Below are 14,054 nucleotides of genomic sequence, written 5' to 3'. Positions count from 1 at the left end.
GATATTTAAAGAACAGGTCATTACTAAAGCTGACATTATTTTGGATAACAGTTTTTTCATGAATCATATTTTTTCCTCCTCATTATCTTTTACAAGATAATTAGAGAAATTACTTCTTTTTATTAGTTATTTTTTTACATAAAATATGTATACCAATATTTAATAGTATAAAAGGAAGTATTAACTTCATTACCGATAATTAAAACTTCCTTAATTTTGTTTGGATATTAGCTAATAAAAACTTTTTCTTTATCACTTGATCATATCTATTTTTTGCTTAAAAACTTTAAAATCTTCTTCTTTAAAAATCAATTCAATTATTTCTTCTAATTGCTTTTCACTTAAGCTCTCTACCCATTCCTGACAGTCTTGATGATACTGCTTTTTAATCAATTTAATACATGTTTGTCTAAGAGTTTCTTTTTTTCCTATTTCAACCCCTTCTTCTCGTCCAATTTCAATACCTTGTTTGATTCCTTCTTCGATTCTTTTAGCCGTCTTTTCTTCACGTTCCATCTCTAAGGATTCGGTTCTAAGCTTCGCTAAGGCTAACTGGTTTGCTAATGACCATATCGGCTCATTACTTCTAAACTTGTCATACATCTTTATCACCATCTCCACGATATCTTCTTCTCTTTCTTTCATTATAGCAGGATATTCATTTTTTATAAACAAATAACATAATCTTTCTAAATCATTCAATCCTGCAATTCCCTTTTCCTTGATGAGCTTATCGATATGTCTCATCTTGATAAAATAGCGGTAATTAAGATTACTTTTTTCTACCTCTCCCTGGTCATCTCGAAACGCATATTCTTTGATCAGACGATCATCATCTTCATTGATAAAGATGATTTGATATACCGGTCTTAACTGATGATATTTTTCACCAGTATCGATCTGTTCTACTAACAGTCTGGCACCATAGAACTGAAAGCGGGTACTTTCGCTATTACTGCTGCCGGCCATCTGCATTTCGATATCGATGATTCGACCTTTTTCATCAATCGCACAGATATCGAGGATGATGTTTTTAGCGAGGACCGTATTTTGATTGATTTCGGGATTTTTAACGATCATCTGCTGACAGTCAAGGCCAGTGACAGATTTAACGATAAACTTTCTTATTTTTTTGGATTCAAAAGTATCTCTAGAGAGCAGATATTTAAAGAACAGGTCATTACTAAAGCTGACATTATTTTGGATAACAGTTTTTTCATGAATCATATTTTTTTCCTCCTCATTATCTTTTACAATCTAAAAAGGAGAATTACTTTAAAAAAGCAGCTTTTTTGAAAAAAAGCTGCTATTCAAACTTAGTATCTACTTTAAAAACATTATTACCATTTAAATAATCTTTTACAAACATTCTTTTTTTACCAGCAATCTGTAATTCCGTAATTAAATAAATACCTGCCCCTGTTTTTACACCAATAGCATCTTTAAATATTTTAACGATCGTACCATTTTCTTGATGCCCATGATGTTCAATAGCATTTTTACAATGATGAACCTTACCAGCCCAAATTTTAACTATCTTATCTTGATAAGTAGTGTAAGCACCAGGCCAAGGATTCATTCCACGTACTTGATTATAAACTTGCAAAGCACTTTTATTAAAATCCAGCTTTTCTTGTTCATGGCTGATTGTTGGAGCATATGTAACAAGATTTTCATCCTGCTCAATAGAAGCATTTGTTCCTTCAATAATACTTGGTAAAGTTTCAATTAATAATTTTGCTCCTGCAACACTTAAGCGTTCGTACAATTCTCCAGTTGTTTCTGCATCATCAATATTAACTTCCAACTGACTAATAATATTTCCTGCATCCATCTTTTTAGCCATATACATAATTGTTATTCCAGTAACTTTTTCACCATTAATGATAGCATAATGAACAGGTGCTCCACCGCGATATTTAGGCAACAATGAAGCATGTACATTAATACAGCCAAGTTTTGGGGTATTTAAAATTATTTCTGGTACAATTTGACCATAAGCTGCTGTAATTATTAAATCTGATTTTAAATCAATAATTTCTTGATATTCCTGCTTAATTTTCTGCGGTTGAAACACTGGAATATTATTTTTAATAGCTACTTCTTTTACCTCTGGCATCGTTAAAACCTTTTTCCGTCCAACAAAACGATCAGGCTGACTAACAACACCAATAATATTAAAACTATTTTTTAATAATTCTTCTAATACATGTCTAGAGAAACTTGCAGTTCCCATAAATAATATTTTTACATCTTTCATTTAATCACCACTTTCTTATAAAAGTGTACTAATAATATTAGAAATAATCAATACTAAAGTTTCAATTACTTTAATACATCCATCACTAATTTTTTTTACTACTAATGATAATGCATTTTCATCATTATCATTAGTAGTTCCATAATCAGTTGTAATTGGTTGTTGTTCTTTTATATCTTCTTCAAACTGTTCAATATTTTGTTCAAACATTGCCTTTTTAACACTAAAATCACCAAACAAACCATTGATCATAAATAAAAGCATTCCCACCAGGCATAAATCAATTAAAAAATTTTTCATCAGCCTAAATATTCTCCAATCGCTTTTGCAATGATTTCAACAGTTGCCTGAATTTCTTCTTTGGTGTTACTTTGAGCTCCAACTTCAATTAATACCATGTTATCACTTGTACCTTGATTATAGTGTGAATTTTTAACATAAACACCTCTACTGATCTTAGGAATCGTAGCATTCGCTAAATCTGATAATTTTTGCGATAATTGATTTACAGCATCAAACTTGCCACTGCTTTTTCCTACTACAAACATAATTTTAGCATATGATTTACCATTATAACTAATCGTCGACAATTCTTTAGAAATTGAATCCCGATGAAAATCAATGATCAAATCATATCCACCATTACTTTGTAAACTTTGTTCCAAATACATCTTAGAAACCGTATAAGATTTGTTATAAGCAATATTATGCACAGCTTTGTAGCTTTCAAAATCATTACCTTCAACATCACACTGATAACCCTGACTATTTAAACAATCCTTTAAATAATTCGCCCCTAATACAACATTATATCCATCATATTCTTCACCTTGATGAGTATTGTAGATATGAACCTTTTTATCTTTAGTAATTGTAAACTCGGTAGTTTGAGGATTAGCTGCTACAGGGGTAGAACTAGTAGCATTATTAATAGCATTAATAACTTGTGCATTAGGAGAAGTTGATACTTTACTTGGAAGATATACGATCAAACCAACTATAACGGCTAATTTCAATAAAATCAAAAAAGTATTTTTTAGTCTCATCTTCATCACCCACTATACTATACAACTAATTGTATGCACGAAATGTAGGATTTAGTACCTTAAAGAATTAATACTTTTACTAATTATTTTAGACATTATTTCACACTGTTCATCAATCTGTTTATCACTTAAAACAAAATTACAATCAATAGGGTCTAATACTTCATTAAATAACATTTCTAGTTCATTATCATTAAGTTTTCCGATCTGCCCTAACATCATTTCCTTTTGCTGTTCATTTAAAGTCCCTTGATAGCTTTCTCTTTTTCCTACCTTTAATCTATTTACAGGATTTAAACTATCGCCAAAATAATCGATAGTATAATTTAACACATCACTAACAAGGCTACTGGCATAGATTACTGTTGGTATTCCGATTGCAATGACTTTAGTTCCCATCGTTTGCTCATTTATTGCTTGACGATAATTACCTATTCCACTACCAGGATTGATTCCCACATCATTTATTTGGATAACATGGGCCAATTTACGATAATTTTTAGCACATAAAGCATCTACAACAATTACTAAATCAATATTTTCTTTATCAACTATAGCTTTTACAATTTCACTTGTCTCCATTCCCGTTTGGACTTTTACCCCTGGAGCAATTCCTAAAATATCATAATAATGATTCAAGAGTTTATCTTCGTCATCAAGAAAATGTGTAATTCGAATATCTCTTAAAGTTCTAGGTCCGATTGCATCATTAGTTAAATATTGATTTCCTAAACCAACGATTAAAATTTTAGGATAGTTGATTTTGTCAATCAAGGGTTTTAAATTATTTACCAGTTCATCAATAATGATCTGTTGATTCATGTAATTTTTAAAACTAATTTCAATATATGTCCCGATTCCTTGATTAATACTTTGATGAGGTTGGAGAATTGATACTTTTTCTACTTTTACACCGTTATTAACATATTCTTCTTTATTATAATGTTTCCCTATTTCTAATTGTTCCAATGATTCTGTCGCTAAATCACTACGTATATTCTTAAAATTCATCATATCACCTACCATAAATATCACCAATTCTTTAATTTTAATACATTTTTATCTAAATAATGTCTTATCAATTTAAAAAAAAGTTGCATTTAATCAATTATTTATATATAATGTAAAGGCAAGAATAAAGCGAGGTGAAAAATCATGGCAAATATGAAACAACAAATCAAACGTTATAAAAATGATAATGTAAAAAGAGCAAAAAACGCTTCTTATAAATCAGCATTAAAAACTGCAATTAAAAAATTATTGGCTGAAGTTGAAGCTGGAAATAAAGATGGAGCAGTAGAAGCTTATAACATTGTTGCATCAAAATTAGATGCTTCTGTTTCAAAAGGAATTCATCATAAAAACTATGCTAGTAGACAAAAATCTAGATTAGCTAAATTAGTGAACTCTATCTAATGATAGGGTTTTTATTTTAAAGGAGAAAATTGTATGGAAAGAAAAGATATTGATATTAAAGATACTTGGGATTTAAGCACTATATATCAAAATCATAATGACTTTTATCAGGATTTAGAAAAAGCTAAATCTTTAATCGATGAAATAGTTAGTTTTAAAGGAAAAATATGTAATAGTATTGATAGTTTCTATAATTTTTTATCAACAAAAGATCTAGTAGAACGATTAATTAATAAATTATACTGTTTTGCTCACCTAAATTGTGATGTTGAGCCTAATAACCAGGAATATCAGACAATGATGGCTTCAACCATCGGTGTTTTAGAAGCTTCATCGGTAAAAATCTCTTTTATTGATAATGAAATTATTGAATCTAAAGATAAAGTTTTAGAATATATCAAAGATCCAAAACTTCAAAAATATACTTATAAAATTAATTCATTATTATCATTTAAAGATCATATTTTACCTAAAGAACAAGAAGAACTTTTAGCTAAAGTTGAAAGTATCGCTGATACTTCCAGCCAGGTATTTGATGCGTTGCGCCTTGAATATGATGATGTTGAAGAAAACGGTGAAATGAAAACTTTAAACAACGCTACTTTAAATCAGTTTTTAAAAAGTAAAAATGATAATGTACGTAAACAGGCCTATACTAATTTTTTTAAGGAATACAAAAAATTTGAAAATGTTTTTGCCCAAACACTATCTGGGGCAATGAAAAAAGATGTTTTCTACGCTAATGTTCGTAAATTTGACAATGCTTTAGAAGCTAGTGTTTTTGATGATGATGTACCTAGTGATTTGTTCTTTAAAATTTTAGACAGTGCTAATGTAAAATATCGTCATTTATTTCATCGCTATAATCGTCTAAAAAAAGAGCTTTTAAATAAAGATGTAATTTATAATTATGATTTAAATATTCCTTTAGTTTCATCGATAAAAAAAGAATACACGATCGATCAATGTTTTGAAATCATCAATGAATGTTTAAAACCATTTGGACAAGAATATTTAAATATTATTAATAAAGCTAGAAGTGAGCGCTGGATCGATTATTATCCAACTCCTGGCAAAAGAATTGGAGCTTATTCTAGCGGCAGCTATGACACTAACCCATTTATTTTAATGAATTTTATTGGTGATTATAATTCTCTTTCAACTATGATCCATGAATTAGGACATAGTGTACATTCTTATTTATCTAATCATTATCAGGAATCTGTTAATGCTAATTATCGTATTTTTGTTGCCGAAGTTGCATCAACTGTAAATGAAACATTATTGATCAATTATATGATCAATAATGCTAAAGATGATCAAGAAAAAGCTTATTTTATTTATGAACAGTTAGAGAATTGTGTTGGTTTAATTTTTAGACAACCGATGTTTGCTGATTTTGAATATAAACTGCATACTATGGCTGAAAATAATGAGCCCTTATCTTCTAAAGTAATTACTGATTTATACGCTAAACTAAACCAAGAATATTATGGTGATGATGTTGTGATGGATGATCTAGTTGGCTGGTCTTGTTACTATGTTCCACATTTTTATTATAATTATTATGTTTACAAATATACTTTAGGAATGACTGCTGCTCTAGCAATTGTTAATCGAATCTTAAAAGGTGATCAAAATCAAGTTGAAAATTATTTAAATTTCTTAAAATCTGGTGGCAGTATGGCTCCAGTTGATTTATTAAAGAAAGCTGGAATCGATCCTTTAGATGATCAAATTTATGAAGATGCCTTTAATTATTTTGAAGATTTATTAAATCAATTTGAGGCAATTAAAAAGTCATCATAAAAGTATTTGCGCTATTTATTATAAATAGCGTTTTTTATATGTTATAATAGTTTAGAGGTGAGTTCATGAAAAGAAATGAAACAAGAGCTATAAAAGTAGGTAATCTTACTATTGGTGGTAATGATGAAGTAGTTATTCAATCAATGACAAATACTAAAACTAAAGATATTGAAGCAACTGTTAAACAAATTAATGAATTAGCAAACACAGGCTGTCAGCTAGTTCGTTTAGCTGTTTTAAATATGGATGATGCCTTAGCAATTAAAGAAATCAAAAATCGTGTTAATGTTCCTTTAGTTGCTGACATCCATTTTGATTACCGTTTAGCCCTGCAGGCAATTGAATCAGGAATTGATAAAATTAGAATCAATCCTGGTAATATTGGTTCTATTGATAAAGTTAAATTAGTAGTTGAAGCTTGTAAAAAGAAACACATTCCTATTAGAATTGGTGTTAATGGCGGTTCTTTAGAAAAAGAAATTTTAGAAAAATATGGTAAACCAACTGCCCAGGGAATGATCGATAGTGCTAAAAAACACGTTGAAATTTTAGAAAGTCTAGATTTTTATGATATTTGTATCTCATTAAAATCATCTAATACTTTACTTACGATCGAAGCTTATCAATTAGCCAGTGAAACCTTCCCATACCCTTTACATATCGGCGTTACTGAAGCGGGAACAAAACTAGGCGGGACAATTAAATCTAGTTTAGGAATTGGAACTATTTTATATCAAGGAATTGGTAATACTATAAGAGTATCTTTAAGCGATAGTCCATTAGAAGAAATAAAAGTAGCTAAAACATTATTAAAAGAATTGCAGTTAATTGATAATGTCCCGACTCTAGTTTCCTGTCCTACCTGTGGACGAATCCAATATGATCTAATTCCTATCGCTAAAGAAATTGAAGATTTCTTAAATACGATCAATGCTAATATCACTGTAGCGATTATGGGCTGTGCAGTTAATGGCCCAGGTGAAGCAAAACATGCTGATATTGGAATTGCTGGGGGAGTCAATGAAGGTTTATTGATCAAAAAAGGTAAAATCATCCGTAAAGTTAAACAAGAGCATATTGTCGCTGAGTTAAAAAAAGAAATTTTAGCAATGATTTAATAAGGATTGAGCTTATAATCAATATTATTAAGTTAAAAAAGTACACATTTGAAAAGGTATAACGGTTGGAGTTAACAATTCCTGCCTAAGCGAATTAGCAAGTATTCCTTTAGCTATAAAATGTTTTATTGGTGGGATTTTCCCACCCTTTTTAGTTAGAAAGTGTCTTGAATAGTTTCTTTAGAATGCAATACGTTAGCGCATATTTCACTTCTCTAAATGATGTTTCAATGTCTCTTCTTTTTGACAATTATTCCAAAACTTGGGAATCTTTAAATAATGAATATTGTCAATACATGAAACTTTAACACTTTTACCTACTAATCCAAAACTGCTTTTTTATTCAATTCACCAAGTATATCTTTGACTTTTAATCCATGTCTTTGCTGGAACAGACACCATGAAAATGTGCAAACGCTTTAGTAAATGACGATGATGAATCATAACCATATTTATAACTTATATCAACTATTTTCATTTTTGTACTCTTTAAATCATATCTCGCTAAAGTTAGTTTTTGTAAATGAATATATTCTGCAAAACTGATTCCATTCATATATGAAAATATTTTTTAAAAAAAGCCAAAAGAATATCCTACAATCTAAACTATTTCGTCATTATCAATAATCATCTATAGTTTTTCATACCAAACCATATATCCTCTCATCTATATAATATTTTATCAAATGATATATTATCTTTCAGCTCATTTTAAACACTAACTGGCTAACTATTGATTAATATAATATTTATTAAAAATGGCAAATAACAAGTAAAATGAATAATTCTTTTGTATATATTAATAGGAGGTCTTTTTTATGACAAAAGAATTTTACAATGATTTTAAAAATGATATCTTATTCAAATATTTACTGCACGATGATTTAGATCCTGACTGTATCTTTATGTTAAAACTCTTTATTGAAAATATCCTCAATATTAAATGTGATCAAATCTCTGTCCTTAATCCTGATCTTAACCCGAAACATATATCTGATAAAGATATGATCCTTGATGTTAAGGTAAAAACAACTGATGGTGATATTATTGATATCGAAATGCAGAATTCTACCTTTTCTAAAAGTCATTACTATCGTTTCTGGCAGTATGGTGCAGCTTTACTAGCAGCACAAAAAGAAAAAAGCAGGAGTTATATTGAAACCATGCATTCTGTATATCAGATTATCTTTATTGATGATATTGATAAAGATAATCTAAAATTGATTGATACATATAGAAGTACTAATGAAGATGGAATAATAGAAAAGTATAATCTCATTACCAGGAGTTATGTCCAGCTGCCATATATCAATATAATCAGGAAACAGAAAAGTTTAAAAAAAATGAGTGAAATAGAACTGGCTTTGTATATATTTAAAAACGGGATAGATAGTGATATAATTGGTTTAACGAACCAAGGAGTGGTAAAGATCATGAAAAAAAAATTAGAAATGTTTAATGAAGACGAACTATTAAGAGATATGTATTATAAGCGAAATTTAAACAGGGCAGCAAATGAATCCGAAAAGCAGGAAATATATGAAAAGGGATTGGCTAAGGGAAGAACTGAAGGTGCATTAAAAATAACTATTGATTTTATTGAAGCAAGATATGGAATAAGAGAAGAAGAATGGGTATTATCGCTAAATACTAAACAATTAAAAGTGATTGATAAAATAATCTTTGAAGAGGATGAGTATGAAAGGTTCAAACAAAGAATAGATGAGATAAAGGAAACAGAAAAATAAATCTGTTTCCTTTTTTATCGAAAATAATTTTGTATGAATGTTCTATTTATTTTATTTATGCATATTATCAATTATGGAGGCAAAATAATGAGTAATAATAATTATGATAATCTATTTGATTTAGATTTTAAAACATTTGAAAAACTTGTTTATGACCAGGATATCGAAATTGATGAAGATCAATTATTAATAATTTATAATTTGATTCAGAATAATCGTTATGCCTTAGTTGATAGTCATTACAATGAAGTACTTTATAACTATATAATTGAAAAGACAAGTATTGCTACTTGCCTTAAAATTAAATCTTTTTTAGCTAATTGTCCTAATTATTTTAAATTAGGATTAAAAGTTTGAGTTTTAAACATTTCTATTTCATCTTTATATGGTGCTCTTTTATCGATGTACGGTGTTTCTAAAATTTTAGGGACATCTTTTAATTTATCATGATGAACGATCTTATTTAAAATATCGAAACCAATATGACCATAGCCAATATTTTCATGGCGATCTTTTCCAGCCCCACATACATTTTTAGAATCATTAACGTGAACAACTAATAATCGATCTAAACCAATTTTTTGATCAAATTCCGCTAAAATTTCATCAAATTTACTTAAATCATAACCTGCATCATGCATATGACAAGTATCTAAACATACCCCTAAACATTCATTATTATCAACATGTTCAATAATATATTTTATTTCATCAAATGAACGACCACACTCAGAACCTTTTCCTGCCATCGTTTCTAAAGCAATTTTAACATTGCCACAATTTTTAGCAGCTTCATTTAGTCCGGCAACAATTTTATCTAAACCTGCCTGTGCCCCTGCTTTTACATGACTTCCAGGATGTAAAACTAATCTCGTCATTTCTAAAGCTTTACAGCGTTCAATTTCCTGCTTTAAAAAGTTTACAGCCAATTCAAAAGTTTCTGGTTTGATCGTATTAGCTAAATTAATAATATATGGTGCATGAACAACAACATTATTAATATCAATGCCATTTTCTTCCATTAATTTTTTAGCTTCATCAAATCTTAATTGATCTACTGGTTTACGTGCGGTATTTTGAGGAGCTCCTGTATAAAACATAAAAGTATTAGCATTATACAAAAGAGCTTCTTTGACTGAACCTAACAGCATTTCTTTACCTGACATTGAGACATGACTTCCAATTATCATTAATATTCTTCTCCATTTCTTTTAGCAATTTGTGCAGCTTTTGCACGTTCTTTTTTCTGACGTTTAATATCGTTTTGAATCATTTGCCGTTTTTGTTTACGAACTACTTTTTCAATTTCTCTTTTACGTTTCTTCTTATAACCTGGTTTTACTTTTCTTGGTTTACGAATAATACTTTGAACTTTTTTTTCTAATTCTGTTTGCTGCTTTGGACGTTTAGTTCTTTTTAGACGTTCCCCTAGATCAACAAATTGACCATTTTTAATCGTCATATTTTTAAAAGCAATCCCTTTTCTCTCTAAGATTCTTAGATTTTCTTCATCACTAGTATCATACATACTGTAACAAATACCTGTATATTTACCTCTTCCACTACGACCACTGCGATGAATGTAAAAATCTGCTTCTTTAGGTAACTCCATATTAATTACATGTGATACCCCATCAATATCTATTCCTCTAGCTGCAATATCAGTAGCAACAATATATTGATAATCATTGTTACGAATTCTTCTCATCATTTGTTTACGTTCCCGCGGTTCTAAATCACCATGAATTTCTCCTACCTTGAAACCATCTTCACGTAATTTTTTTGTTATCATTGCTACTTCATCACGCTTATTTGCAAAAATAATACATATATAAGGGTCGATAGCCTTCATTATTTTCTTTAAAACATCATATCGATCCTGATGTTTTGTCGCAATTAAAACATGTTCAACATTATCAGTAGTAACTTTATCATCATCAATTTCGATCGTTACTGGTGTTTTCATATATTTCTTTAAAAACGGTCTTAACATTTGGGGAATAGTTGCTGAAAAAACCATCATTTTCAAATCATCTTTCATTTTACCTGCAACAGCATCAATATCTTCTAAATACCCAAATTCCAACGTCATATCTGCTTCGTCAATTACGAGGATAGAAGCTGTCGTTATTTTTAATGCTTGTTCATCTAATGATAGATCTTTAATTCTTCCTGGTGTCCCAATAACAATATGCGGCTGAACTAATAATTTATTGACCGCTTTTTGACGATCACTTCCACCAATAATTAAAGATACCCGAATATCCTGATTATATTTAACAAATAACCTGGCATTATTGTATATTTGTGTTGCTAATTCACGTGTTGGTGCAGTAATCACGGCTTGAACATGATCTTTACTTGTATCTATTTGATCCATAATTGGTAATAAAAAGGCATGTGTTTTCCCTGTTCCGGTTTGTGAAATACCGATTATATCATTATTTTTATATCCTAAAGGAATCACTTGTTCTTGAATTGGCGTTGGTTTAATAAAACCTAATTCATTAATTGTTTGATAGCAAAATTCCTGTAATTTATATTTTTCGAATGTACTCATCTTTTTCCTCCTTTTCTTTGAAAAATTCAATTAATTTTATCATAACATAAATAAAAAGCAAATAAATTTATATTCTCTTTAAAACTATTTTGATATGTTTATTAAAAAATACTTATTTATCTTTTATTTTTAGCACACATACAAAAAAAACACATAAACTATAATAAAAGGAGGGATAGTATGAACCCATTTTATGATGAGAATTTCTACTATGATAACTTTAATCCACAAATCTATCCTATGAATCAAGTATATCCAATTAATCGTAAAATGAAAACCCGAGCTAATATCCAAAAATCATTACATTATGCTACTAAAACAATATATACGATCAACCAAATAATTCCATTAATATATCAGATCCGACCAATAATTAATAATACTAAAAATGCCTTTCGCGTTATTCAAGCAGTAAATCATATTAATGATATCGACTTTGATGAAGTAGAACAAAATATCACTCCGCTCAACGAAGAAAAAATAAAAAACTCTACTGATAATGACGTACAGTTTGAAAATATGATACAATAACTTTGAGGTGATATAATGAAAGTCTATCAAATTGTTCCTCGTGGATATTGTAAAGGTGTTATCAGAGCAATAGAAACAGCAAAAAAACAGGCACATCATGAAGATACTTATATATTAGGAATGATTGTTCATAATCAATATATTGTCGATGCCCTTGAAAATTTAGGGATTAAAACAATCGATAAAAAAGGTGCCTCAAGAGAAGAATTGTTAGAAGAAGTTAATAAAGGAACCGTAATTATTACAGCTCATGGAGCTAGTGATAATGTCAAAAAAAAAGCTCTTGAAAAAAATCTAAACGTAATCGATGCAACTTGTCCTGATGTGATCAAGACTCATGATTTAATAAAAGACTATCTTAATAAAGGGTTTGAAATTCTTTATATTGGTAAAAATGGACATCCTGAATCAGAAGGTGCCCTATCTATTAATTATGAACATATTCATTTAATTGAAACTAAAACAGATTTAGATAAGTTAGACAAAAATTTAAAATATGTTATTACCAACCAAACAACCATGTCTTTATATGATGTCTATGATTTATGTGAGTATGCTAAAACACAGCTTTCTAATTTAATTATTGCTAAAGAAACATGCCAGGCAACTACCATCAGGCAAGAAGCTATTGCTAAAATTAACGATGATGTTGATGTTGTTTTTATTGTTGGTGATCCACATTCAAATAATACCAAAAAATTAGCTAGTATTGCTTATAATAAAGCTAATAAAACTACTTATATGATTGAAAGTGTTAATGATATTACATTAGAAATGTTAAAGGATAAAAAAGCTGCTGCCGTAAGTTCGGGCGCTTCTACCCCTACTTATTTAACTACTCAAGTCATTAATTATTTAAAACAATTTAATTATAATGATTCATCAACGCATCCAAAACCAAAAATTGATCTAAATAAAATACTCTAAAAAGCTCCTAGATTTAGGAGCTTTTCCAATACTAATTATTATTTATTAAATAAAAGTTAGAATTAATTTTTCTTTTTCTTAACATGCATTATTAAACTATATATAATCACAACTGCGCAGGGGAAACCTAAAATTTCATTTAAAACTATTGCAGTTGTACTATTAATAACAGCTTGATCATAACAATATCTAACTATCAACATACCAATTATACAAACGATTAAAAAAATTGCTATAAATAAATTTTTATTATTTTTCATAATTATAATGATCCGATCTTATATTCCCAATATCCAGTATTACATGGACCTGAATGTCTTGGTTCACATTCTGGAATAAACTTGCCAGTAAGTTCATAACGAGCTCTTGGTTTTGCTGATGTTTTTAATTTACTTAAAACAATTCGATAAATATCATGTCCTGATTCATATTGAATTTTCTGGTAATCATCAATAGGAGTAACAGCAATAATCAATGAATATCCAGTGAATAAACAGCTAATATGTTTTAACATAATTTCCTCCTTTTCTGTCTAACTTCATTAATAGACGCAAATATTTTAATTAGATCATAAAGTAGAAAAGAAATTTTTCTAATACTTCAAATTCATATTTAATTACTTTCTTATCATTTCTTTAA

At 29.0% G+C, this 14,054-nt stretch carries 16 protein-coding genes; 7 read left to right on the top strand and 9 right to left on the bottom strand.

Annotated features, from left to right (window positions below; translation table 11 throughout):
- Positions 1 to 252: 252 nt before the first annotated feature.
- The 5 genes from BR82_RS0105020 to gpr all read right to left on the bottom strand — a co-directional run bounded on the left by BR82_RS0105020 (position 253) and on the right by gpr (position 4,317).
- Positions 253 to 1,227 carry a PD-(D/E)XK nuclease family transposase gene (locus BR82_RS0105020; protein WP_027089299.1) on the bottom strand — a complete coding sequence of 325 codons (975 nt, stop codon included), beginning with the start codon at positions 1,225 to 1,227 and terminating at the stop codon, positions 253 to 255.
- Positions 1,228 to 1,306: 79 nt separating this feature from the next.
- The gene (gene fmt / locus BR82_RS0105015; RefSeq protein WP_027089298.1) at positions 1,307 to 2,260 is read right to left on the bottom strand and encodes a methionyl-tRNA formyltransferase; all 954 of its coding nucleotides are present in this window, start codon (positions 2,258 to 2,260) and stop codon (positions 1,307 to 1,309) included.
- Positions 2,261 to 2,275: 15 nt separating this feature from the next.
- Positions 2,276 to 2,560: a hypothetical protein gene (locus BR82_RS0105010; protein ID WP_027089297.1), complete on the bottom strand. Its 285-nt coding sequence runs from the start codon at positions 2,558 to 2,560 to the stop codon at positions 2,276 to 2,278.
- Complete coding sequence (gene spoIIP / locus BR82_RS0105005) at positions 2,560 to 3,306, bottom strand: stage II sporulation protein P (protein WP_027089296.1); 747 nt, start codon at positions 3,304 to 3,306, stop codon at positions 2,560 to 2,562. Before spoIIP ends, BR82_RS0105010 begins: the two co-directional genes overlap by 1 nt.
- 51 nt (positions 3,307 to 3,357) lie before the next feature.
- Entirely contained in the window at positions 3,358 to 4,317 is a 960-nt protein-coding gene (gpr, locus tag BR82_RS0105000) for a GPR endopeptidase (protein ID WP_027089295.1), read from the bottom strand.
- Between the two features lie 144 nt (positions 4,318 to 4,461).
- Here gpr and rpsT point away from each other — a divergent pair, with 144 nt between their 5' ends.
- The 3 genes from rpsT (at position 4,462) to ispG (ending at position 7,649) form a co-directional block, all read left to right on the top strand.
- Positions 4,462 to 4,722 carry a 30S ribosomal protein S20 gene (gene rpsT, locus BR82_RS0104995; RefSeq protein WP_024722236.1) on the top strand — a complete coding sequence of 87 codons (261 nt, stop codon included), beginning with the start codon at positions 4,462 to 4,464 and terminating at the stop codon, positions 4,720 to 4,722.
- Positions 4,723 to 4,755: 33 nt separating this feature from the next.
- Positions 4,756 to 6,531, top strand: a complete 1,776-nt coding sequence (gene pepF, locus BR82_RS0104990) for an oligoendopeptidase F (protein WP_027089294.1) — start codon at positions 4,756 to 4,758, stop codon at positions 6,529 to 6,531.
- Positions 6,532 to 6,596: 65 nt separating this feature from the next.
- Positions 6,597 to 7,649 carry a flavodoxin-dependent (E)-4-hydroxy-3-methylbut-2-enyl-diphosphate synthase gene (gene ispG / locus BR82_RS0104985; RefSeq protein ID WP_027089293.1) on the top strand — a complete coding sequence of 351 codons (1,053 nt, stop codon included), beginning with the start codon at positions 6,597 to 6,599 and terminating at the stop codon, positions 7,647 to 7,649.
- Positions 7,650 to 8,019: 370 nt separating this feature from the next.
- On the opposite strand, the gene BR82_RS17400 is transcribed toward ispG, so the two are convergent.
- Positions 8,020 to 8,205 carry a helix-turn-helix domain-containing protein gene (locus BR82_RS17400; RefSeq protein ID WP_027089292.1) on the bottom strand — a complete coding sequence of 62 codons (186 nt, stop codon included), beginning with the start codon at positions 8,203 to 8,205 and terminating at the stop codon, positions 8,020 to 8,022.
- Between the two features lie 262 nt (positions 8,206 to 8,467).
- Between BR82_RS17400 and BR82_RS0104975 the strand changes: the two genes are divergently transcribed.
- Both BR82_RS0104975 and BR82_RS0104970 read left to right on the top strand, forming a co-directional pair.
- Positions 8,468 to 9,397: a PD-(D/E)XK nuclease family transposase gene (locus BR82_RS0104975; protein ID WP_027089291.1), complete on the top strand. Its 930-nt coding sequence runs from the start codon at positions 8,468 to 8,470 to the stop codon at positions 9,395 to 9,397.
- 87 nt (positions 9,398 to 9,484) lie between these two features.
- Positions 9,485 to 9,754: a hypothetical protein gene (locus tag BR82_RS0104970; protein WP_024722280.1), complete on the top strand. Its 270-nt coding sequence runs from the start codon at positions 9,485 to 9,487 to the stop codon at positions 9,752 to 9,754.
- Here BR82_RS0104970 and BR82_RS0104965 read toward each other — a convergent pair.
- Positions 9,727 to 10,587, bottom strand: coding sequence for a deoxyribonuclease IV (locus BR82_RS0104965; RefSeq protein ID WP_027089290.1), 861 nt, complete (start codon positions 10,585 to 10,587; stop codon positions 9,727 to 9,729). The genes BR82_RS0104970 and BR82_RS0104965 overlap by 28 nt on opposite strands.
- The gene (locus tag BR82_RS0104960) at positions 10,587 to 11,957 is read right to left on the bottom strand and encodes a DEAD/DEAH box helicase (protein ID WP_027089289.1); all 1,371 of its coding nucleotides are present in this window, start codon (positions 11,955 to 11,957) and stop codon (positions 10,587 to 10,589) included. The genes BR82_RS0104965 and BR82_RS0104960 overlap by 1 nt, the downstream gene beginning before the upstream one ends.
- A 180-nt stretch (positions 11,958 to 12,137) precedes the next feature.
- Here BR82_RS0104960 and BR82_RS0104955 point away from each other — a divergent pair, with 180 nt between their 5' ends.
- Together BR82_RS0104955 and BR82_RS0104950 are read left to right on the top strand one after the other, a co-directional pair.
- Positions 12,138 to 12,488 carry a hypothetical protein gene (locus BR82_RS0104955; RefSeq protein ID WP_024722283.1) on the top strand — a complete coding sequence of 117 codons (351 nt, stop codon included), beginning with the start codon at positions 12,138 to 12,140 and terminating at the stop codon, positions 12,486 to 12,488.
- Positions 12,489 to 12,503: 15 nt separating this feature from the next.
- Complete coding sequence (locus tag BR82_RS0104950; RefSeq protein ID WP_027089288.1) at positions 12,504 to 13,415, top strand: 4-hydroxy-3-methylbut-2-enyl diphosphate reductase; 912 nt, start codon at positions 12,504 to 12,506, stop codon at positions 13,413 to 13,415.
- A gap of 262 nt (positions 13,416 to 13,677) precedes the next feature.
- On the opposite strand, the gene BR82_RS0104940 is transcribed toward BR82_RS0104950, so the two are convergent.
- Positions 13,678 to 13,929 (bottom strand): hypothetical protein, encoded by a 252-nt coding sequence (locus BR82_RS0104940; RefSeq protein ID WP_027089286.1) that lies wholly within the window; start codon positions 13,927 to 13,929, stop codon positions 13,678 to 13,680.
- Positions 13,930 to 14,054 lie beyond the last annotated feature (125 nt).

This window comes from Thomasclavelia saccharogumia DSM 17460 (assembly GCF_000686665.1).
Classification (GTDB): domain Bacteria; phylum Bacillota_I; class Bacilli_A; order Erysipelotrichales; family Coprobacillaceae; genus Thomasclavelia; species Thomasclavelia saccharogumia.
Note: the sequence above shows the minus strand (reverse complement) of the source record. Positions and strands in the feature narration are given on the sequence as shown.

Excerpts from the sequence above, each read along its gene's own strand:
- BR82_RS0105010 (WP_027089297.1), bottom strand. The coding sequence starts at position 2,560 with ATGAAAAATTTTTTAATTGATTTATGCCTGGTGGGAATGCTTTTATTT.
- ispG (WP_027089293.1), top strand. The coding sequence starts at position 6,597 with ATGAAAAGAAATGAAACAAGAGCTATAAAAGTAGGTAATCTTACTATT.
- spoIIP (WP_027089296.1), bottom strand. The coding sequence starts at position 3,306 with ATGAGACTAAAAAATACTTTTTTGATTTTATTGAAATTAGCCGTTATA.
- BR82_RS0104975 (WP_027089291.1), top strand. The coding sequence starts at position 8,468 with ATGACAAAAGAATTTTACAATGATTTTAAAAATGATATCTTATTCAAA.
- BR82_RS0104940 (WP_027089286.1), bottom strand. The coding sequence starts at position 13,929 with ATGTTAAAACATATTAGCTGTTTATTCACTGGATATTCATTGATTATT.
- BR82_RS0104970 (WP_024722280.1), top strand. The coding sequence starts at position 9,485 with ATGAGTAATAATAATTATGATAATCTATTTGATTTAGATTTTAAAACA.
- BR82_RS0105020 (WP_027089299.1), bottom strand. The coding sequence starts at position 1,227 with ATGATTCATGAAAAAACTGTTATCCAAAATAATGTCAGCTTTAGTAAT.
- BR82_RS17400 (WP_027089292.1), bottom strand. The coding sequence starts at position 8,205 with ATGAATGGAATCAGTTTTGCAGAATATATTCATTTACAAAAACTAACT.
- BR82_RS0104965 (WP_027089290.1), bottom strand. The coding sequence starts at position 10,587 with ATGATAATTGGAAGTCATGTCTCAATGTCAGGTAAAGAAATGCTGTTA.
- pepF (WP_027089294.1), top strand. The coding sequence starts at position 4,756 with ATGGAAAGAAAAGATATTGATATTAAAGATACTTGGGATTTAAGCACT.
- BR82_RS0104955 (WP_024722283.1), top strand. The coding sequence starts at position 12,138 with ATGAACCCATTTTATGATGAGAATTTCTACTATGATAACTTTAATCCA.
- fmt (WP_027089298.1), bottom strand. The coding sequence starts at position 2,260 with ATGAAAGATGTAAAAATATTATTTATGGGAACTGCAAGTTTCTCTAGA.
- BR82_RS0104950 (WP_027089288.1), top strand. The coding sequence starts at position 12,504 with ATGAAAGTCTATCAAATTGTTCCTCGTGGATATTGTAAAGGTGTTATC.
- gpr (WP_027089295.1), bottom strand. The coding sequence starts at position 4,317 with ATGAATTTTAAGAATATACGTAGTGATTTAGCGACAGAATCATTGGAA.
- rpsT (WP_024722236.1), top strand. The coding sequence starts at position 4,462 with ATGGCAAATATGAAACAACAAATCAAACGTTATAAAAATGATAATGTA.
- BR82_RS0104960 (WP_027089289.1), bottom strand. The coding sequence starts at position 11,957 with ATGAGTACATTCGAAAAATATAAATTACAGGAATTTTGCTATCAAACA.